This window comes from Vibrio sp. Isolate24 (genome assembly GCF_022398215.1).
Taxonomy (GTDB): Bacteria; Pseudomonadota; Gammaproteobacteria; order Enterobacterales; family Vibrionaceae; genus Vibrio; species Vibrio coralliilyticus_A.
Window position 1 is genome coordinate 1,378,830 of sequence record NZ_JAKEUU010000001.1, and the last position, 20,057, is coordinate 1,398,886.

Annotated in this window: 18 protein-coding genes and 1 pseudogene; 11 read left to right on the forward strand and 8 right to left on the reverse strand. The window is 43.1% G+C overall.

The window, feature by feature from the left end; translation table 11 throughout:
* Positions 1–334 precede the first annotated feature (334 nt).
* Together L1D23_RS22205 and L1D23_RS06030 are read right to left on the reverse strand one after the other, a co-directional pair.
* Complete coding sequence (locus L1D23_RS22205; RefSeq protein WP_275667209.1) at positions 335–469, reverse strand: hypothetical protein; 135 nt, start codon at positions 467–469, stop codon at positions 335–337.
* Between the two features lie 170 nt (positions 470–639).
* The gene (locus L1D23_RS06030) at positions 640–1,443 is read right to left on the reverse strand and encodes an EAL domain-containing protein (protein ID WP_239864844.1); all 804 of its coding nucleotides are present in this window, start codon (positions 1,441–1,443) and stop codon (positions 640–642) included.
* Between the two features lie 220 nt (positions 1,444–1,663).
* Here L1D23_RS06030 and L1D23_RS06035 point away from each other — a divergent pair, with 220 nt between their 5' ends.
* The 3 genes from L1D23_RS06035 to L1D23_RS06045 all read left to right on the forward strand — a co-directional run bounded on the left by L1D23_RS06035 (position 1,664) and on the right by L1D23_RS06045 (position 5,561).
* Entirely contained in the window at positions 1,664–2,266 is a 603-nt protein-coding gene (locus L1D23_RS06035; RefSeq protein WP_239864845.1) for a hypothetical protein, read from the forward strand.
* A 360-nt stretch (positions 2,267–2,626) separates the two neighbouring features.
* A complete protein-coding gene (locus L1D23_RS06040; RefSeq protein ID WP_239864848.1) occupies positions 2,627–4,582 on the forward strand; it encodes a methyl-accepting chemotaxis protein in 1,956 nt (651 codons plus the stop codon).
* A gap of 382 nt (positions 4,583–4,964) precedes the next feature.
* A complete protein-coding gene (locus L1D23_RS06045) occupies positions 4,965–5,561 on the forward strand; it encodes a tyrosine-type recombinase/integrase (RefSeq protein ID WP_239864850.1) in 597 nt (198 codons plus the stop codon).
* Between the two features lie 379 nt (positions 5,562–5,940).
* Here L1D23_RS06045 and L1D23_RS06050 read toward each other — a convergent pair whose 3' ends face one another.
* Positions 5,941–6,822 carry a LysR family transcriptional regulator gene (locus L1D23_RS06050; protein ID WP_239864851.1) on the reverse strand — a complete coding sequence of 294 codons (882 nt, stop codon included), beginning with the start codon at positions 6,820–6,822 and terminating at the stop codon, positions 5,941–5,943.
* Between the two features lie 181 nt (positions 6,823–7,003).
* Between L1D23_RS06050 and L1D23_RS06055 the strand changes: the two genes are divergently transcribed.
* The 3 genes and pseudogenes from L1D23_RS06055 to L1D23_RS06065 all read left to right on the forward strand — a co-directional run.
* Complete coding sequence (locus tag L1D23_RS06055) at positions 7,004–8,212, forward strand: adenosylhomocysteinase (RefSeq protein WP_239864852.1); 1,209 nt, start codon at positions 7,004–7,006, stop codon at positions 8,210–8,212.
* 64 nt (positions 8,213–8,276) lie between these two features.
* A complete protein-coding gene (locus L1D23_RS06060; protein WP_239864853.1) occupies positions 8,277–9,542 on the forward strand; it encodes a NupC/NupG family nucleoside CNT transporter in 1,266 nt (421 codons plus the stop codon).
* A gap of 440 nt (positions 9,543–9,982) precedes the next feature.
* Positions 9,983–10,126 (forward strand): annotated as a pseudogene (locus tag L1D23_RS06065) (thioredoxin-dependent thiol peroxidase); the annotation flags it as partial.
* A 51-nt stretch (positions 10,127–10,177) separates the two neighbouring features.
* On the opposite strand, the gene L1D23_RS06070 reads toward L1D23_RS06065, so the two are convergent.
* The 3 genes from L1D23_RS06070 to L1D23_RS06080 form a co-directional block, all read right to left on the reverse strand.
* Positions 10,178–12,049, reverse strand: coding sequence for a methyl-accepting chemotaxis protein (locus L1D23_RS06070; RefSeq protein ID WP_239864854.1), 1,872 nt, complete (start codon positions 12,047–12,049; stop codon positions 10,178–10,180).
* Between the two features lie 206 nt (positions 12,050–12,255).
* Positions 12,256–13,329: an AI-2E family transporter gene (locus tag L1D23_RS06075; protein ID WP_239838105.1), complete on the reverse strand. Its 1,074-nt coding sequence runs from the start codon at positions 13,327–13,329 to the stop codon at positions 12,256–12,258.
* Positions 13,322–13,558: a sulfurtransferase TusA family protein gene (locus L1D23_RS06080; RefSeq protein ID WP_239838104.1), complete on the reverse strand. Its 237-nt coding sequence runs from the start codon at positions 13,556–13,558 to the stop codon at positions 13,322–13,324. The genes L1D23_RS06075 and L1D23_RS06080 overlap by 8 nt, the downstream gene beginning before the upstream one ends.
* A gap of 302 nt (positions 13,559–13,860) precedes the next feature.
* On the opposite strand from L1D23_RS06080, the gene L1D23_RS06085 reads away from it, so the two are divergent.
* From L1D23_RS06085 to L1D23_RS06100, 4 genes are read left to right on the forward strand one after another with little or no spacing between them, the layout of a single operon-like run.
* On the forward strand, positions 13,861–15,315 hold the full coding sequence (locus L1D23_RS06085) for a M48 family metallopeptidase (RefSeq protein WP_239864855.1): 1,455 nt from the start codon (positions 13,861–13,863) through the stop codon (positions 15,313–15,315).
* Between the two features lie 50 nt (positions 15,316–15,365).
* Positions 15,366–15,710, forward strand: coding sequence for an arsenate reductase (glutaredoxin) (gene arsC / locus L1D23_RS06090; RefSeq protein ID WP_239838102.1), 345 nt, complete (start codon positions 15,366–15,368; stop codon positions 15,708–15,710).
* On the forward strand, positions 15,707–16,276 hold the full coding sequence (gene wrbA / locus L1D23_RS06095) for an NAD(P)H:quinone oxidoreductase (RefSeq protein WP_239864856.1): 570 nt from the start codon (positions 15,707–15,709) through the stop codon (positions 16,274–16,276). Before arsC ends, wrbA begins: the two co-directional genes overlap by 4 nt.
* Positions 16,277–16,279: 3 nt before the next feature.
* Positions 16,280–16,699: a DUF2069 domain-containing protein gene (locus L1D23_RS06100; RefSeq protein WP_239864857.1), complete on the forward strand. Its 420-nt coding sequence runs from the start codon at positions 16,280–16,282 to the stop codon at positions 16,697–16,699.
* A gap of 29 nt (positions 16,700–16,728) precedes the next feature.
* Here L1D23_RS06100 and L1D23_RS06105 read toward each other — a convergent pair whose 3' ends face one another.
* The gene (locus L1D23_RS06105) at positions 16,729–17,952 is read right to left on the reverse strand and encodes a DUF2066 domain-containing protein (protein ID WP_239864858.1); all 1,224 of its coding nucleotides are present in this window, start codon (positions 17,950–17,952) and stop codon (positions 16,729–16,731) included.
* A gap of 244 nt (positions 17,953–18,196) precedes the next feature.
* Here L1D23_RS06105 and L1D23_RS06110 point away from each other — a divergent pair, with 244 nt between their 5' ends.
* Positions 18,197–19,444, forward strand: coding sequence for a uracil-xanthine permease family protein (locus L1D23_RS06110; protein WP_239838098.1), 1,248 nt, complete (start codon positions 18,197–18,199; stop codon positions 19,442–19,444).
* 61 nt (positions 19,445–19,505) lie between these two features.
* On the opposite strand, the gene ybaK is transcribed toward L1D23_RS06110, so the two are convergent.
* The gene (gene ybaK / locus L1D23_RS06115) at positions 19,506–19,979 is read right to left on the reverse strand and encodes a Cys-tRNA(Pro) deacylase (protein ID WP_239864860.1); all 474 of its coding nucleotides are present in this window, start codon (positions 19,977–19,979) and stop codon (positions 19,506–19,508) included.
* Positions 19,980–20,057 lie beyond the last annotated feature (78 nt).

A 20,057-nucleotide genomic window follows, 5' to 3' on the forward strand; every position in this document is an offset into this window, starting at 1 on the left:
TACGATCTGATCAGCTACATTGGCCTTCCATCGTAGTATCATGCCTAGACCTCGTTACAAAACAACTAACTGGAAACAGTATAACATAGCTCTGAATAGCAGTTAGAGAGGGCCATGAACACTTCGACTGAACCAGTTGTTAGGCGGGAAATTACACCTGAAGAGCTACAACGCTCAGGTTGATGAAACTTACTCAATGCCCGAAACTCATGATATCGTTTTAGAATCAAGCTCAATGGGGTCGGTATACCTTCTCTCTGAATTAAGTAACAAAGCCTATAACGCATCAAGTTCATGTATAGGTTCTTCAACCTTATCTTTAACGTAGCTTCAATTATTCAACGCTATTCCCTATCTCTGATTTCCAATCTTTAACCTCAACATTACGCTCGTCAAGCATGAATAACGCGGTCACATAGATAGCTAAGGCTAGTTTGTCAGGTAACTCTGCCGGTTCATCTGAAATCACGAGAGGCGATGATTCATTTAAAGAATAACTAGGTTCAGGTGTTTTCCTACATACGATACTATCGCATGTATGGGGATAGAGATAATTCGCCTCGGCTCTGACAAACCCACACACTAGGGCATAGAAAAGTGCAACAACGCAAACTCGGAACAACATATAAATCATCCTAACTAAAATAACAAAGAAAGTGACTGCAGACTATTTAAGTTAATCATTTCGGCAAAGTAATAAAACTCCTCAAATAGCAAAGGTGGTGCACATAGATAACCCTGTACTTCAACGGAATCGCAGGTTTCATCAATAAAGTTAAACTGCTCTTTTGTTTCTACTCCTTCAACCACAAGATTGACACCAATAGCACTTGCAATACCGCAGACTCCCTCCAATATGGAACGGCTAACCTTGCAACTTTCAATATCTTTAACAAACGAACGGTCTACTTTTAATGTATCTATTGGAAGCATTTTTAGCGTACTTAGAGAAGAAGAGCCCACACCGAAATCATCAAGAGCAATTGACATCCCCTCTTTCCTCAATCTCTCGATGGAAGAGGAAAGCTTCGTATAGTTTTCGATAACTTGTGTCTCAGTAATCTCTATTTCAACTAATGAGGTAGAGAGACCAAGCTCATTCAGTAAAACTATTAACTGCTCAACACGAGCAATGTTTATGAGTTGTTCGTAGTGATAATTAATAGAAAAACCGACATCATTTAAAACATGAGAACGTGTCCAAAGCAAACAACAATTAATAGCTTTCTTAACTATTTGACTTGTCATTTCTTCTAGAAGGCCAAGTGACTGAACTTCACTTAAAAACTGAATTGGAGAGATAACGCCCGAATGATGAACCCACCTTGCCAATACTTCGCATCTGACCACTTTCCCAGTATCGAGAGATATGATTGGTTGAAAGTAAGGTTCGAATTCATTGTTCCGTAAAGCTATTTCTATATTTTCTTTGGATACAATCATTCAACCTATCTCTAATTTCATTAAAGCCGAGGGAATTTATAGAAAGTTCAATAAATATTCAAGATGAAGTTAAACCTATATAAAACAAATTATAAATATATAAAACAAATACAAATTATTAAAAAATACCATTAATTATATAAAAATATTAACAAAATAATGTTTGATTATTTATAAGATAACCATTATTTTCCTACACCTAAAAACAGGAAGGAAAACAATGAAAAAAGCAAACATACTTATAGGGTTTATTTTGACAATGCCTAATTTAGCGAATGCTGAAACGAATTATTTCAATAGTTTTAGTTTTGGAGTTCAAGCAGGGCAAAATAATGGCCTTGAGCAATATCTGGGTTCATCATACGCTAAAAAAGGTGAGCAAGACCTTGTCGGTGGATATGCGATGTTAACGACAACACTCAACAAACACGTCTTTTTTGAAGCCGAATTTACAGGAATGAGTACGGGCAAAACCCAATATCGAGATCATTATGCGGGGCTCGGTATTAACGGTTACGCTAATGGTGCTTTCCCATTTCTATCATTGGGTATAAATCGAATTGATGTAGAACGTGGGAGTGGCAAATTTAATGAGTACAGTCCCTCTGCTCACCTTGGCGTAAAGTTTGTCCCTATCAGCTTCTTAACATTGACTCCTAGCTATCGTTACTCTCATGTTGATAAAGATCCGATGAATAAATTCTCTTTGACAGGTGAAATAAACTTTACAGATCACTTCGCTCTTGAGCTCGGTGCTAGCTATAAAACTTATCGAGAATCTGAACAATGGTCTGGTATTTCTGGTTTAAAATTCTATTTCTAAATAAACCAAGTAAATGACTATATCAGGGCAACTGTATTTATCTTAGTTGCCCTGAGGCTTTGATGTGATGGAAAGTTATTTGACTTACTTGGCTAAAGTAGACAAGTGGGATATCGCAAACGATGTTTTTCGTAGATACAACTTACGCAAGCCGAAATCAGAATATCTTGTGAAATTGTTACTCGAATTTAAAGATAAAGAAGCTAACTCTAGGCTATGACAATTCACTGCTTGCTGGCTCCTCAAATCCTTTACTCTCAAAATCTGACCATTCATAATCGCGACTCATCACTGCGTTGTTGAGTTATTTATATTCTCTAACGTTGAATTTAATTAGTCTCAAAAAGGGTTCATTTCACTATGTTTAGTCGTCTAAAACTGAGTGTACAACTCTATATTTCTTTTGGTGTTATCTTGCTGTTACTGTCTGTCATCTCTCTTACCTCCCTTGCAGGCTTTAACCAAATGCAAGATGGGTTTGTAGATTACAGAGGGCTGGCAAGGGATACCAATTTGGCAGGTCGAGTTCAGGCTAATATACTGACAATGAGATTAGCCGTACTCAACTACATTAACACGCAATCCGATAACTCAATCACGCAATATGAAGACCGGAAATCCCAAATCGTGGATTTCCTGCAAGAAGCAGAAAAAGAAATTCAGAACCCCCAAAGAGCCGCTTTGGTGCAAAGCATCATCTCGGAAGTCGATGACTACCAGCATGGTTTTGAGCAAGTGGTTCAGTTGTTTGGAAAAAGAAATCAAATCGTAAAGGAGAAATTGGAACCAAATGGTTTGACCATGCGACAAGCACTATCAGACATTATCGTCTCTGCCTACAATGACAACGACGCAGAAGCTTCATTCTTTGCGGCACAATTACAAGAACACCTTTTACTGGCTCGCCTTTACGTTACCAAATACCTGGTTACTAATAGCCAGGAGGATGCCCAAAGAGCCCGGCAGGAGCTTTCTGATGAAATACCAGTATTCCTGAAAAAGCTGGATAACAGCCTTCAAAACAGTGTCAGGCGGGCTCTGCTCATGAAAGTCACGGATAGTCATTCGCAATACCTTGAGGCATTTAATAGTGTCGATAGCACTATAAAAGAGCGGAACGACCTCATCAACAACACCTTAAATGTTATTGGAGCAAAGGTGGCAGGTGATATTGAGAAAGTAAAACTATCCGTAAAAAATGACCAAGATGTGCTAGGTCCTAAAGTGCAAACGGATACAGAGAATAACTTAACCATCATTATCGTAACCTCTTTGATTGCATTTATCCTGGGCGCTACGGTTTCTGTATTCATGCCTAAAATGATTATACGTCCGATTGGCGGAGAGCCTCGGGAAATGATGCAGTTAGCAGAACAAATTGCTAATGGTGACTTAACCCATCAATTTGACAGCAAAGTACAATCTGGCAGTGTATATGCTTCCCTGAGAAATATGTCCACCAACCTGAAAGCGCTCATTAGCCAGATTCTGGAATCTAGTCAGGTATTGGCTTCAACGGCTGAAGAAACCTCGGTTGCCTCTGAGCAAACCACCGCAGCGGTTGCTAATCAGCAAACTGACACAGAGATGGTGGCAACTGCAATCAACCAAATGACCAGTACCGTCAATAATGTTGCACATAATACGGAAAATGCTGCACTGATATCGAAAGAAGCACATGACAAGACTGAAGAAGGCATAACTATGCTCAATAACAGTATGGCATCGATTGACACTTTGGTTAATGATGTCACGAGCACAGCACATGATATGGACGCACTGGTACAAAGTACTGACCAGATTGATCAGGTACTTACAGTAATACAAACCATCACTGAACAAACAAACCTGCTGGCACTTAATGCTGCAATTGAAGCAGCCAGAGCAGGTGAGAATGGCAGAGGTTTCGCGGTAGTTGCAGATGAAGTAAGACAGTTAGCCCAAAAGACGCAAGATTCAGCTGCCGATATACAAGACATTGTCTCTACGGTTCAGGGAGCGGCGAAAACGTCAGTGTCTAAGATGCAAAAGAGTGTTGAGCAGGCAGAATCCACGAGCTCGGTTTCTCGAAGAACAGTCGAAGCTTTCGAAGAAATTAATATTGCAATGGCAAAAATTGACGACATGATGGCTCAGATTTCAACTGCATCAGAAGAGCAAGCTCAAGTTAGTGAAGATATCAACAAACGAATTTTGCACATTAGCGAAGTGTCGATAGAAACTTCAGCCAGCTCTCAACAGTTGCTTGCGGCAAGTCAGGAAGTTGCTCGTTCTGCTGAAACATTGACAGAATACACAAGAAAATTCAAAGTCTAACTCATCTCAATAGGAATTTATTAGCCCAAAATAAAGATTTACCCATGAACGGCAGTATTCGTGGGTAGATTTAATTTTATTTATATATGCATTTAGAAGGCGTTATTATGCGACTATACGAACTTTTGATGCGCTTAAACCATGATTGAAAATATCCAAAACCTTCCATCTCAGACACTGCTTAAAGCGGTGCCTGATTGCATTTTGAGATACGAGAAGTTATCTCAAAGCGGGATAGTAGAGTATTTATGTTAACTCGCTTGTGTCCACGGATGATTCTGAGCACCCTGAACGACTGTGTGATCGATGGCTATCAGGCTGGAACAGTTTCAGTTTATAGCCAGACTTTATGTTGACCAATAATATCGAAGAGGAGGTCAACATGAGAAAGTTATCTTCAGGAAAATGCAGCGGCATTAAACGACCATTCAAGTTGGAAGAAATTTGGCGAATTAGAACTAGGCTAGAGCTTGAAAGCGACCTAATGCAGCTTGTACTATTGAACTTAGCCATTGATAGCAAATTAAGGGCAAGTGATTTACTAAGGCTGCATGTATATGATGTTTCTTCGCAAGGTGTAATCTATGAAAGGGTTCAATGCATCCAGCAAAAAACTGGCACCGACGTCCACTACGAGATTACCCCGAGAACGCAACAAAGTATTAGCCGATGGATCTACTCGACATCCTTAGAGGCAAGCAGTTTTTTGTTTCCAAGTGGTCGCCGAAAAGGACAACCTATCAGCTACTCATTCTATCGATCGATTATCAGGAACTGGGCAGTAAAACTTGGATTGAATGCGGGCTACTATGGCACTCATTCCATGCGCCGTACTAAAGCAACCTTGAGCTATGCCAAAACAAAAAACATCAGAGCGGTACAGATTTTACTGGGGCACTCGAAGCTAGATAACACTATTCGTTACCTTGGCGTGGAACTGGAAGACGCTCTGAGGCTCTCAGAGCAAACAGACTGCTGAGGCTTGCTGATACAGGCTTTTCTCCTGAAAAGCCTGTGCCCCAAAATGAGTTAAGCTTGATAAGTATCAAGGTCTAAGTATGTCCATTCGACCTACTTTCACTCATGCTTTAAAACGCATCTCTGAGCCAACAAGAAAGTTCTACTTTGTCTCAAAGTAATAAGTAAAGCATGGATCTGTAGGGGCAGGCTAAGCAAGTTTGATATATAGCAAACTACTGTATATAGCTGACCTATTCATATTATCCGCCTTTAGAGTCAATAAATCGTTGTTTAATGATCTAGTCGGCAGTCACCATAATAGAATAGGTAAAGATTCTACGCTGAGCCAATCACTCTATTGTTTCTCCTAGCGAATTGTCATTTCACGACGGGCGCGATTATTTCAACATGTGGTCAATAAATGTTCGTACTTTATGGGGGGTGATCGCCGCACTTGGGTAGACAAAATAAAGCTCAGTGGACCAAGTATACTCAGTGAGTAGATTCACCAGTTCTTCTTGTTCAATATAGTCACCGACTAAAAATTCCAAAGCACACGAAATGCCCACTCCATTTTTAGCCATCTCGACCAACATAGCTTCTGAATCCGATCGAATCGTTGAATTTAACTCGACAAATTCATGCGATTCATCTGCAAAGTTAAATCGCCATTTATCCTTTGTTAGACAACTTCGGTAGTTCATACAGCGATGCATTTTTAAGTCTGATGGGATATTAGGTGTTCCATTTATCTCTAAGTAGTCTCTAGAAGCGACTACCTTGGTGCCGATGCTCTTAATCTTTCTACATCGAAAGCTGCTATTGGGCATATCGCCGATATGAAAGGCGAGATCTATACCCTCTGAAACAAGGTCATCCAGTGTATAGCCATACATGACCTCTAGTTCTACATTGGGATAAATTTGAGCAAACGAGCTGATCTTTTGCATGAGATTCAAATCGTGCTCAAGAACAATTGGCAGGCGTATCCTAAAAGAGCCGCTCAGTGTGTCATTTCGTTGGTCGATGACGTCATGAGCTTCTTTAATGTCATCGAGAACCTTTGAGTATCGTTCATAGAGGTATTGCCCTTGCTCTGTTAAAGATAATGTTCTGGTTGTTCGCTGAATAAGCGTACATTGCAACTCATTCTCTAACTGGCGTATTTGCTTGCTGACAACAGACTTAGACAGTACCAATTCATCAGCAGCCTGTGAGAACGAATTATGCTTCACTACGGTGTAAAAGGTAGTGACCAAGTTTAGGTTCAGGTTTTTCATCGGGGTACCTCTAATAGTCATTCTATTCTAATGCATTACTACTAAAAGAGCTCACGAGTTCCTTTGCACACCTCACATTATAGTTTCTCTATAAAAACAATCTTTCCACGTAGCTTTGTTTTTCTAAACCTCAATTTCACTCATTCTGTGTCCATACCAATTTCCACAAAAGGATACAGAAATGACGAATATCACCTATGACGTAGCAGATCTAACTCTTGCACCAGAAGGTACGAAGCGGATTGACTGGGCGCGTGCACACATGCCAATTATGCGAAGTCTTATCGAACGCTTAGAGAAAGAACAACCATTTAAGGGGTTAACCATCGGCATTTGCCTTCATGTAGAAGCTAAAACCGGTGTATGGATGGAAGCTTTGACAAAAGGTGGAGCCAAAGTCGTTTTGACCGGCTCGCCCGGTTCTACCCAAGATGAAACCGCAGCAGCACTCGTAAAAGATTACGGCGTTCATGTATTTTCTCATCGCAATGAGTCATTTGAAGATCACATACGTTATTGTGAAAATGTTCTCAGCTTCAACCCAGATATCATTGCTGATAATGGTGCAGACCTACATGAACTTGTGTTTACTCACCCTGAATTTGAGCATCTAAAGGGCAAACTCCTAGGAGCTACAGAAGAAACGACTACTGGAGCCAACCGTCTCCGTGAAGACTTCAAATCTGATAAGTGGTCAACGTTGATCATCAACGACACTATGTCTAAGCGCATCATTGAAAATCGCTTTGGGGTGGGTTCTTCTGTTGTTGACGGCATTATGCGAGCCACAAACGTGATGCTTCACGGTAAGAAAGTGGTTGTAATTGGCTATGGTTACTGCGGCTCTGGTACAGCACAACGACTACGTGGCATGGGGGCTCATGTAACCGTAGTTGAAAGCAATTCTCTTACTAAGCTTGAAGCGCACATGGAAGGTTTCTATACCGCAACGCTTGAAGACGCACTACCAGATGCGGACATGGTTGTGACGATCACCGGTCGCGACGATGTTCTTCGCAAAGAACATTTCGAACTCATGCGTGATAAGACCATTATTGCAAACGCAGGTCACTTTCAACGCGAAATTAATTTGTCCGAACTCAAAGAGATGAGTCAGGGCATCAACCGTATTCGTCCACACGTAACAGCCTATCAAATAGCAGGGGAAGATAAAGAGTTGTTCGTTCTCTCTGATGCCAACTTGGTTAATCTATCTGCAGGTGATGGCAACCCAATCGAAATTATGGATTTAGGGCTAGCACTTCAAACTCTAAGCCTTGAGCGTATCGCACTTAATGCTAAAACGCTCTCTAAAATACCGCAGCCAGTGCCATATGATATCGAAATGATGGTGGCTGAACTAGCTTGCGAACACTGGATCAATCACTAACCCCAATAGAACGGCAGGCTATTTAAGTCCGCCGTTTTTATTAGATAGAACAAGGATAATTTCTATGCAAATCCTCTTTAGTCTACTTGGCATGCTAGCGTTACTCGGTATCGCTTATGCCTTTTCTATGAACCGAAAATCTATAAATCTAAGAACGGTTCTTGGCGCATTTGTCATTCAATTTTTAATCGGTGCGTTCGTTCTGTTTGTGCCCATAGGTAAAGACCTTCTTCAGCATGTATCAAATGGAATCAATGCTGTTCTTGGTTATTCTGCTGATGGTATTGGCTTCTTATTTGGTGGTTTAGCCAGTGACAAGATGTTTGAAGTATTTGGTGGCGGCGGCTTCGTCTTTGCCATTCGCGTATTGCCAGTAATAGTATTCTTTTCTGCCTTAGTATCCGTTTTGTACTATTTTGGCATTATGCAGATCTTCATTCGTTTTCTTGGAGGAGGCCTTCAGAAACTGCTAGGAACGAGTAAATTTGAGTCTATGTCGGCAACCGCAAATATCTTTGTTGGTCAAACCGAGGCACCTCTTGTCATTGCACCGTATATTAATAAACTAAGTCGGTCAGAGTTATTCGCAGTGATGTGTGGTGGCCTTGCATCTATCGCCGGTACGGTACTCGGGGGATTTGCTGCAATGGGTGTAAATATGGAGTACTTAATTGCGGCATCATTTATGGCAGCGCCTGGTGGCTTGTTGTTTGCCAAGATCTTATTGCCAGAAACTAAGAAACCTGAAGAATTGCAGGCAGAGCTTGAAAATAGTGAGGTAAGCGAATCAATAGAAGCTCACAAGCCAAGTAATGTTATTGATGCAGCCGCTGAGGGAGCATCAAATGGGGTAGCTTTGGCGATTAATGTGGGTGGTATGCTTTTAGCATTTATTGCTTTAATTGCTCTTTTAAATGGCCTACTAGGTTTAGTCGGTGGGCTTGTTGGTCTACCTGAACTGTCATTAGAGCTCATTCTTGGCTACCTGTTTTCACCTCTTGCTTTGATCATTGGTATTCCACTAGACGAAGCATTTAATGCTGCTACGTTTATTGGTCAAAAATTAGTGCTTAATGAATTTGTTGCCTACGTTAATTTTACCGAGTTCTTAATTGACAACCCACTATCTGAGCGTACTACCGCTATCATCACCTTTGCCCTGTGTGGCTTTGCTAACTTCTCAGCTGCCGCAATGTTGTTGGGCGGCTTAGGTAGTATGGCAAAAGAAAGGCGCTCTGAGATCTCTAGCCTGTGTTTATATGCCATTCTTGCCGGTACGTTATCTAACTTAATGAGTGCAACAATCGCTGGTCTGTTTTTGTCCTTTTAATCTATAGAGAAAGGCTTTAAGAGGCTCAAGAAGCCTTTCTCTATTTCTTGTATGACACTAAATATAGTGGACTGTAACGGCTGAGTGAGTTTGGCCACTTGATTGGAGGTTTGCAATACTTGAAGTAATTCATAAATCACTAATTTAGAAAACTCGCTGACACGTTTCTGTCCACAAATGAGTTACAAGCTCAGAATTATGCTTGTGATCACCGAGCGATTCTGTCGCAATGACAATCAGCTTCATATTATAACATCGCCTAAACTTTTTATGACAAGCTTCCACTTTGAAAAGCGTCAAAAACAACCAGATTTACAAAAAATTATGACAACTGCTATAATTAGAGTTCAAAAAGAAAATTTATTACCCTAACTCACTGTTAAAAATAGAGTTTGTCAATAATTGTCAAAATTTAGGTCTTAGAATATTCCCAAGGGTGTGAATTCATGGGAAAAGTCTACGACGGTCTACACCGTATCAGCTTCCTTATCAACGAAGAAGGTGTGATTGAGCACGTCTTTGATAAGTTTAAGACCAAAAACCACCATGAAGTCGTGCTGGACTATCTAAACGAAAACAAATAATTCAGCTAATAACAAAACGCCAGCGAGTCGCTGGCGTTTTTTGTTGGGATTCTAGACAATAAATTTGTTTAAAATGGCGTCTTGCTCACGCACGTTCTCAGTCTGAACTTGCATGGCAATATTGGCATTCTCGGCTGAGTCTGCGACTTGCGTGGAGAGATCTTTAATCTTGACGGTGTTGCTGTTGATCTCTTCCGCCACTAAGCTTTGCTCTTCTGCTGCAGAAGCTATCTGCATGTTCATATCCGTAATACGCTGAATGGCATCACGGATTCGGTGTAAAGATTCATCCGCGGCTTGTGCTTTATCTACCGCATCAACTGCTGTGTTCTTACTTTCGTGCATAGCCGCAGACACGGAGCTTGCTCCGGCTTGCAACTGCTCGATCATGCTGCGAATCTCTGTCGTGGATTCCTGAGTACGCTGCGCAAGAGTTCGAACCTCATCTGCAACAACCGCAAAGCCTCGACCAGACTCACCAGCACGCGCTGCTTCGATAGCCGCATTCAAAGCCAGTAAATTCGTTTGGTCGGCAATATCATTGATGACTTTAAGAATGGTTTCAATATTCGCAGTCGCAGATTCTAACCCTTGAACTTCTTCAACAGCCTGATCGATGCGAGCAGATAGAGCATCAATTGATACTGTGGTCTCGCTCACCACAGAAGAACCTTGCTGAGTTGCTTCATCGGCTTCCTTGGCAGCCCCGGCTGCGCCTTGAGCATTATTTGCCACTTCGGTTGCCGTCACAGCCATTTCATTCATTGCAGTGGCTAGCTGTTCCAGTTCTTGCAGTTGGCTACGCATCGCTTCAGCGGATTCTTGAGAGCCCTGAACCGTCATTTCCGTACCACGTAGAATTTCAGCACCAATAGCTTTCGACTGTTGGATTTGCTTCTGCAAGGTTTCGGTAAAGGTATTAAAGCCTTCAGCCAATTCCGCGAATTCTTTATCCGTGTTTGTGTCTAGACGTTTGGTCAGATCACCTTGTCCCGAAGCGACATCCTTGATTGCTTCATTGAGTGTACCTAGAGGCTTCATAAGGAACTTAATCAGGAAGCTCAATACCACCACACTCAACACCACACTAATCACAGCATAAAGGATCGAACTACTACGCATATCGTCTATTGCTGCAAATGCAATGCTTTCATCCACAATCGCACCGATATACCAGTTTTCACTTGGCACTTTCGTAAAGTGAACGAGGTAGGATTTGCCCTCTTTTTCTATACGTTGATTACCTTCTTTGATACTCGCTTCAGGCAAATAGGCAGAAAGGTTTTGGCCATTATTTTTGGCATCAGGGTGAGCAATGGTTGTCCCATCAGCGGTGATAATAAACAAGTAACCAGCATCCAATAGGTTAGCGCTATTCACTAAATCGGCTAAACCTGTCAGCTCTAAATCGTAGAACATAGCTGCGGTAAACTGGCCATTATCTCGAACAGGAGTACCAATAGAAATAATGACTTTCTTTGAAGACACATCCACATAGGGGGCCGTTACGACGAGCTTGCCTTGCGCTTTGGCATCTTTGTACCAAGGTCGGACTCGTGGATCATAATCAGGGCCTGCTTCCCAACCGTCATCATTTTCTACAACAAAACCATCAACTTCATAACCATATCCAACAGCCAAGAAGCTGCCTTTTAAATTGGGCTTTTCAAGAATATCTTTAACACGGGCTTTATTTTGAGGGTCGAGTTCAATCACCTCGGTGGTGGATTGAGCAAGGGATTTCTTGCTTGCCATTTCAGAAGTGACAGTATTTTTCACCCCTTTCACCATTTCAATGAGGCTGGTATCAACCAAGTCCTCGACTTCATCCTTTACTGTACTCAGTTGTTGCACCGAAAGTAATACCACGGTTACCAACAGCAATGCTGATGATGCAGCAACGATTTTTTGACTAAATCTCATAGTGTCCCTCAAAGATTAATTCGTTTTGTAATTGTTATGTTGTCATTAGTTATTATCGCCCTAACCACAGCAGACTTAAGAAATTTCTTACAAAATTCATACTTTGTACAACAATCTTTTAAAAAGTATATACCGTTTGCGCAAATAAAAAGCCCTAATGCACAAAATGCATTAGGGCTGTATATGCAATGAGCTTGATAAACATATCAACTAGGATAGGAATGCACTTCCTCATCATTGCTGGGTAGCGCATTCCAAACTGCTTTGACTAACGTCGCTAACGGGATAGCGAAAAAGACTCCCCAGAACCCCCATAAGCCACCAAAAACCAACACCGCAACTATAATGGCAACGGGATGTAAATTTACCGCTTCAGAGAAAAGAACTGGGACAAGGACATTACCGTCCAGTGCTTGAATAATACCATAGGCAATCAGCAACCAGTAAAACTGTGGCGTTAGTCCCCACTGGAACAAACCTACGATAGCAACAGGCACGGTCACTGCGGCTGCACCAATATAAGGGATCAACACAGAGAGCCCGACTGCAACCGCTAGCAATACCGAGTAACGTAAATCTAAGATGGCAAATGTTACATAACTCACCCCACCGACAATCAAGATTTCCATCACCTTACCGCGAATGTAATTCGAGATTTGCTCATTCATCTCATGCCATACTTTGTTCGCCAGCTTGCGGTTACGCGGTAAAACACCACTCGCCATCGCAATCATTTCTTGTTTGTCTTTTAATAGAAAAAACACTAATAGCGGCACCAAAATTAGATAAACCGCCAAAGTCGCAATACTCACCAATGATGCCAGTGATCCCTTTACTACCGTTTCCCCCATCACAATGACTTGATTCTTTGCATTGGACACCAAAGATTCAACAATCTGAAAATTATCCAGCTCGGGGTAACGCTGCGGAAGCTCAGCTATCACTTTTTGCAGCCCGGTGTACATTGAAGGAATATCATTAATCAGGTTACCGACCTGCTGCCAGATAGTAGGAACCAACCCAAAAACCGCTACCAGCATCAAACTGGTGAAACCTAAGATCACCAAGATAACGGACAAGGTTCTGGGAATACCAAGGCGTGATAGCTGGGATACAGGCCATTCAAGCAAGTAAGCTAACACGATAGCCACCAGCAAAGGCGCAATCAAATTGCCAAAAAAATAAATCGTGATAAAACCAAAGAGCAGGATTGCCACTAGGCTTACAGCGTGTGGATCAGAAAAGCGTCGCTTATACCAGCGACTCACCATTTCAAACATTCGACAAGGTTCCTTTAGTCACTTGCAAAGAGTAATAGCCATCCAACTCTTCGCACACCAATTCAAATGACTGCTTAAGTAGGAAAGAGGTTATATCGGACAAAGAGCTGGAATCAGAGACATAAATACTGGTTTGCTGCCCCTCACTCAACGCCTTAGTGTGGCGCTTGGCTAACAGTAGCGCCATTGGGCAACGCTCTTGACGCAAATCCAAAAGATTCAGTTCCATTCTTCAGCCCGATACTTATCATAGAAAGAATATTGTATAGTGTTTTTTTCCAAGCGTCAGTGCAAATACATCGATGCCGAAAAGTTTCACATTGAAATGACTCGTCTCAGTGGAACACTTTTGCATCAGCACGAAAGCCAAGGGTATCACTTATTAAAGGCTTTACCCCTTCTCACAACTGTGAAACCATCTCAGTTAACGAGTGTCAAAAGCTATACTTCTTGTCCTGATGCCATAAGTATAACAAAATGGTACAGACAGAGTGGATAGACCAAATGATCACGGAGTATCACCGATAAAATATGTTTAAACGTACGCGTTCGATTGTCTGCTTATGTGTAGCGGCTTCTCTTGGTGCACCATCACCTATCTACGCCAATACTCTTGACCTACCCGATATTGGTACCGCAGCCAGTAGTACACTGACCATAGATCAGGAGCTGCAATACGGTGATGCCTATATGCGCATGCTGCGTAATAATCAGCCCATCGTCAATGATCCAGTATTGAATGAGTACATTGATAGCTTAGGTCACCAATTGGTCGCTAACGCCAATGACGTTAAGACACCATTTACCTTCTTTATGATCCGTGACCGCAATATCAATGCATTTGCATTCTTTGGTGGGTATGTCGCTCTACATACCGGACTGTTTCTTCATGCCCAAAGCGAAAGTGAGTTGGCTTCGGTCGTTGCTCACGAGATTGCCCACGTGACTCAGCGCCATCTCGCTCGCAGTATGGAAGAGCAAGCACGACGTTCGCCAGCAACCATGGCAGCACTAGCTGGCTCTCTGTTGCTGGCTATTGCTGCCCCAGAAGCAGGGATCGCCGCAATTACCGCCACTACTGCGGGAAACATTCAAGGCCAGATAAATTACACACGCAGCAACGAAAAAGAAGCAGACCGATTTGGCATCGATACCTTAGCCAAAGCGGGATATGACGTTAATGCGATGCCACGCTTCTTCAGTCGCCTAGCCGATGAGTATCGATACGCTAGCAAGCCACCGCCAATGTTGCTGACTCACCCATTGCCGGAAGATCGCATTACCGATAGTCGTGCAAGAGCGCAGAATTACCCAGCCCGTCGTGTCGATCCTTCACTAAATTATAACTTAGCCCGTGCTCGTATTGTCGCTCGATATGCAGGCATCAGTGCGAAATCAGCCATGGATTGGTTTTCTCGTACAGAAAAGAAAGCACCAGAAAATCTCAAAGTTTCATTCCAATATGGTCGGGCGCTGGTTCATCTTGATAACAATGAACTGGACGAAGCCAGTGAGATTTTGCAATCACTCATCAAATTGCAACCTGACAATAACTTCTATCTCGACGCCATGTCTGACCTGTATATAGCGCAGGAAAAAGCATCACAAGCTGAGAATATGTTGCAAGCGGCACTCAAGGACAAACCTAAGAACTCAGTACTGACGATCAATTACGCGAATGTGTTAATGAAGCAAGACAAGAATGAAGAAGCCATCAGAGTCCTTCAGCGGTATACCCACGACAACCCGAATGATGTCAACGGCTGGCACCTGCTTTCAGAAGCGAATATTCATCTTGGTCGCAGTGACGAAGACCTTGCTGCGCGAGCCGAGGTCTTAGCTCTCAAAGCCAATTGGAATAAGGCTATTCAGTATTATACTCAGGCAAGTCAGCTCGCGGAGCTTGGCAGTCTCAAGCAAGCACGTTACGATGCGCGTATTGATCAGCTGATGGTTCAGCGAGATCGTTTTATGGCTCTACAATAACGACCAAGCAGCACTCAGTGCTGCTTACTTATAATTCGGAGATTAACATTATGTCAGTCGTGATTTATCACAATCCACGTTGCTCAAAAAGCCGACAAACATTGGCACTACTAGAAGAAAAAAACATCCAACCTGAAATCGTAAAATACTTAGAAACCCCACCTAGTGTTGCGGAATTGAAAGAACTCTACGCCCAGCTTAACCTGACTGAAGTGCGTGCCATGATGCGCACTAAGGAAGATATCTATAAAGAGCTCAATCTCGCTCAAGCGTCAGATGAGCAGCTTTTTGAAGCCATGGCAAACAACCCCAAACTGATTGAACGACCAATTGTGGTCAATAACGGTCAAGCCAAGCATGGCCGTCCACCAGAGCAGGTTCTCGATATTCTATGAGTTGCCAAATCGTCGTCCTCTATTACAGTCGACACGGTTCTACTCGCGCATTAGCACGACAAATCGCTAGGGGGATAGAGTCTATCCCTCATTGTGAAGCCTTGATTAGAACCGTCGCTGATATTGATGAAAGGATTACACCTCAAGACCCTGTATTGACCTTGAAAGAACTAAAAAACTGTGACGGGTTAGCCATGGGGAGCCCAGTGTGGTTTGGCAATATGTCAGCGTCTTTGAAACACTTTTGGGACCAGACGACGTCTTTATGGGTCTCTGGTGACTTGATTGACAAACCAGCCTGTGTATTTAGCTCTTCCTCTAGCTTACACGGTGGCCAAGAGACCACGCTGCAAACCATGATGTTGCCTCTTCTCCACCATGGCATGATGATTTTAGGGATCCCTTACTCGGAGCCCAGCTTACATACCACTCAAACGGGCGGGACGCCTTATGGAGCTACCTCCGTTAGCCATGATGGCAACACATTAAGTAAAGAAGAGAACGAGCTGGCACAAACGCTAGGCAGGCGCCTCGCTACTACCGCTTTAAAAGTGAAGGACAAATAACACATGCAGGCAATGCAATCTCATACAAAACTGTTTCGACTTCTTGCACTGTTTGGCAATCTAGGTTTACTTGCCTGGGTCGCACTGTGGCAACTCAGTTTATCTCCCCACCCTCACATCAGCAGCACCACACTTGCCATTGCTTGGAGTATCCCTCTGTTATTACCCCTGCCCGGGCTCCTCGCAGGTAAGCCTTACACACATGCGTGGGCAAACTTTGTGCTCATGTTGTACTTCTTACATGCCTTTACCATCCTCTATGTGGATGGCGGTGAACGCTGGTTAGCGAGCATTGAGCTGGTACTGACAGCTGCCGCTTTTGTCGGCAATATTCTCTACGCACGTTCAAGAGGTAAAGAGTTAGGACTCAAACTCAAACGTCTGTCTAAAGTAGAGAAAGAAGAAAAAGAACGATTCGAATAAAAAGGTCTGGCATTTGCCAGACCTTTTTATTATTCAATGACTTCATCAAGAGCTGTGTCAGTTTTTCCCTCGGGGGACTCTGTATGGTCAATGGTGGATCTCGTGGGAGCACCTTGCCACTCAAACACCAGCACTTGCTCTGCTGGGATAATCTCTGGTACATCAACAGTGAGGTCACTTGACTCTGTTGATAGATCATCATTTACGGCATCAACAGGCTGCTCGCTCTGCTCTTGTTGTTTAACGACCGGCTGTGACTCAGTTGCACTTTCTAGTTGCACCACTTTTCCCATGCGTGTCACTTCATGTTCAAATTCTGCCTGAGAAGCTAATAAGTGGATATTAAATGTAACTTGATTGCCCTGAATTTTCAGAATATCCAACGATGCCACAGAGCTTAGCTTCTTGAGCTGATTTTCTACAGTAAAGAAATCGACAGCATTATCTAGTGAAGTAAACCGCACCTTGATGGTTTCAGAAGATTCGCTTGCAACAACAACAGCACTCTTCTTCGCATAGTAGTCGCTGATTTGGTTAACCATTTTCATTGCTGCTTCTGCGCCACCATTAGATCCAGACACAGGTGCCTGACGCGTAACGCCTATCGTAGCGGGTTTTTGATCATATAAAGTCCAGCGCAACGAGTTGCCCTGCACTCTGACAACCAATACAGCATCTACTGGATAACGTTGACTTGCCTCACCTACTGGGCGTGCAAAACCTCCCCATAAATCAGAGACAGCTACACCTGTAATATCATCAAAATCACCGACAGGCACAGTCAATGGTAAGCCACGTCTTTGTGCTTCAATACGCATCTGATTCAGTACCTGTGAATCAGAGTGCTCCCAACTGATATTACGATCATGCTGAGTTTCTTCCACTAACCACACTAATAGGTTGGCGCGTGCTGCAGGCCAAATTGGGAGTTGAGCCTGACTCAACAAAGAACGAATATGTGGCGCACTAAAGCCTAATCGTAGTGTTTGCTGACCATTTTGTTGCCCATAGCTGATTTGAGTAAGGTACTGAGAATTTTGCTTTAGCGCCTTTTTTACCACAGGATTAGTCACCGCATCCTGATCACCGGAAGCTCGGACGATGATCTCTTTCATCCCGTCCACACGCGCTTGTGCGTCTGCATTGTCAGCACTTTGGTCGAGCACAATTTCTGTTTGATATAAATCTACATTGGTCAATGCTGCTGCAGGTAATCCTACTAGCGCTAAAGCCAACAAAACTAAATGACGCATAGCTTTCCTAAAGTCAGTTTTTTATTGCAACTTCGGATGATAAGCAACTATCTAATTTGGAGCAACTAAAGCTCAAATTTATGTGTTTTGCCCCTTGAAGTCATCAAGCTAAGTTATTGGTCAATTACTGTTTATTTGATCCGGCTCAGATTGCAATCGTTTGCTAAGGTGATAAGATCCCGCGAATTTTGTGTTTAGCAGGCTCTGCTATTGCTGCTCTTAGTTGCTACTAAAGGAAATAAAGATGAAAAATGCCATTCAAGGCGCTCAAATGCTTTTCGTTGCATTCGGTGCGCTCGTGTTGGTACCTCTGTTGACAGGGCTAGACCCTAGTGTTGCATTATTTGGTGCTGGTCTTGGAACCCTTCTCTTTCAATTTATGACCCGAAGGACGGTACCTATTTTCCTTGCTTCGTCTTTTGCTTTTATTGCCCCGATTCTTTACGGTGTCCAAACTTGGGGCATTCCAGCCACCATGGGGGGGCTAATGGCGGCGGGTTTTGTTTACGTCATTATGGGTGCAGTCATTAAACTCCGCGGCGTAGAAATCATTCATAAGCTGCTGCCTCCTGTTGTTGTCGGTCCGGTAATCATGGTGATAGGGCTGGGCCTTGCTCCCGTTGCTGTGAACATGGCATTAGGTAAAGGTGGTGATGGAACGCAGCTCATCGACGCTGATGCTTCGCTTGTGATTTCAAGTATTTCCTTACTCACAACAATCATCATCAGCGTTTTCGCTAAAGGCTTTCTCAAGTTAATGCCAATTCTTGGTGGGATTATCGCAGGTTATTTAACCAGCCTAGTATATGGCGTGGTCGATTTTGGCCCAGTCACGCAGGCGGCTTGGCTGTCACTACCTAATTTCACGACGCCAGAATTCAACATTAACGCAATCTTATTTATGATTCCTGTCGCGATAGCCCCTGCCGTCGAACACGTCGGTGATATGTTGGCTATCTCCAATGTCACTGGTAAAGACTACCTGAAAAAGCCAGGCCTACATCGCACCGTTGCTGGTGATGGCGTAGCAACGATTGCCGCATCTATGGTTGGCGCACCGCCTAATACGACTTACTCTGAAGTGACAGGTGCCGTTATGCTGACCAAAGCCTTCAACCCAGTAATCATGACTTGGGCAGCGGTGACCGCCATTATATTAGCTTTAGTTGGCAAACTTGGTGCAGCACTGCAAACCATTCCTATGCCGGTTATGGGCGGCATTATGATCCTATTATTTGGTTCAATTGCGACGGTTGGCCTAAACACCCTTATCAAGAACAATGTCGACCTGCACAAATCCCGCAACCTAGTTATCGTTGCGATCACCTTAGTATTTGGTATCGGCGGTATGGCTTTTGGTATTGGCGAATTTAGCCTACAAGGTGTGAGTTTGTGTGGTATCGTCGCAATCCTTCTCAACCTGTTACTTCCACAGGACCTAGGTGAAAATCATGTTGTCGACAATGCGCAAATGGAAGAAGAAGCAAAGTAAAATAAGGCGCAGATAGCAAGAGGGTTGATGTAATGGCATCAACCCTCTTATCGTTTAATCTCTAGAAGCATAAATCTGCAAACTGACCTCGTGTCAGTGAGGCTAAATCTTTCGGTGCAAGCTCAATCTCTAACCCACGCTTGCCTGCACTGACACAGATCGTCTCTCTGTATTCGGCACTCTGATGTATAAATGTTGGTAGTGCTTTTTTCTGTCCAAGTGGGCTAATGCCACCCACTATATATCCCGTGGTGTTCTGAGCTATCTCTGGATTTGCCATCTCTGCTTTCTTTGCTTTCGCGGCTTTTGCAGCCAACTTGAGGTTCAGCTTTTGATCGACTGGTATCACCGCAACCGCTAAGTTTTTAGGTTCACCGTTTATGCTAAACAGTAAGGTCTTAAAGACTTGTTCAGGATCTTGCCCCAACGCCTCTACCGCTTCCATACCATAGCTATTTGCACGAGGGTCATGATCATACTGATGAATAGTGTGCGCCACTTTTTTCTTCTTCGCGAGATTAATTGCTGGGGTCATACTGATTCCATTAGATACATAACAAAAAAAGCGCTGCAGAATGTGCAGCGCTTTTAAGTTAATGAGATTTCGACGTTT

Excerpts from the sequence above, each read along its gene's own strand:
- L1D23_RS06030 (WP_239864844.1), bottom strand. The coding sequence starts at position 1,443 with ATGATTGTATCCAAAGAAAATATAGAAATAGCTTTACGGAACAATGAA.
- ybaK (WP_239864860.1), bottom strand. The coding sequence starts at position 19,979 with ATGACCCCAGCAATTAATCTCGCGAAGAAGAAAAAAGTGGCGCACACT.
- L1D23_RS06110 (WP_239838098.1), top strand. The coding sequence starts at position 18,197 with ATGAAAAATGCCATTCAAGGCGCTCAAATGCTTTTCGTTGCATTCGGT.
- wrbA (WP_239864856.1), top strand. The coding sequence starts at position 15,707 with ATGAGTTGCCAAATCGTCGTCCTCTATTACAGTCGACACGGTTCTACT.
- L1D23_RS06035 (WP_239864845.1), top strand. The coding sequence starts at position 1,664 with ATGAAAAAAGCAAACATACTTATAGGGTTTATTTTGACAATGCCTAAT.
- L1D23_RS06075 (WP_239838105.1), bottom strand. The coding sequence starts at position 13,329 with ATGTTTGAAATGGTGAGTCGCTGGTATAAGCGACGCTTTTCTGATCCA.
- L1D23_RS06055 (WP_239864852.1), top strand. The coding sequence starts at position 7,004 with ATGACGAATATCACCTATGACGTAGCAGATCTAACTCTTGCACCAGAA.
- L1D23_RS06105 (WP_239864858.1), bottom strand. The coding sequence starts at position 17,952 with ATGCGTCATTTAGTTTTGTTGGCTTTAGCGCTAGTAGGATTACCTGCA.
- L1D23_RS06100 (WP_239864857.1), top strand. The coding sequence starts at position 16,280 with ATGCAGGCAATGCAATCTCATACAAAACTGTTTCGACTTCTTGCACTG.
- L1D23_RS06060 (WP_239864853.1), top strand. The coding sequence starts at position 8,277 with ATGCAAATCCTCTTTAGTCTACTTGGCATGCTAGCGTTACTCGGTATC.
- L1D23_RS06040 (WP_239864848.1), top strand. The coding sequence starts at position 2,627 with ATGTTTAGTCGTCTAAAACTGAGTGTACAACTCTATATTTCTTTTGGT.
- L1D23_RS06050 (WP_239864851.1), bottom strand. The coding sequence starts at position 6,822 with ATGAAAAACCTGAACCTAAACTTGGTCACTACCTTTTACACCGTAGTG.
- L1D23_RS06045 (WP_239864850.1), top strand. The coding sequence starts at position 4,965 with ATGAGAAAGTTATCTTCAGGAAAATGCAGCGGCATTAAACGACCATTC.
- L1D23_RS06070 (WP_239864854.1), bottom strand. The coding sequence starts at position 12,049 with ATGAGATTTAGTCAAAAAATCGTTGCTGCATCATCAGCATTGCTGTTG.
- L1D23_RS06080 (WP_239838104.1), bottom strand. The coding sequence starts at position 13,558 with ATGGAACTGAATCTTTTGGATTTGCGTCAAGAGCGTTGCCCAATGGCG.
- L1D23_RS06085 (WP_239864855.1), top strand. The coding sequence starts at position 13,861 with ATGTTTAAACGTACGCGTTCGATTGTCTGCTTATGTGTAGCGGCTTCT.
- arsC (WP_239838102.1), top strand. The coding sequence starts at position 15,366 with ATGTCAGTCGTGATTTATCACAATCCACGTTGCTCAAAAAGCCGACAA.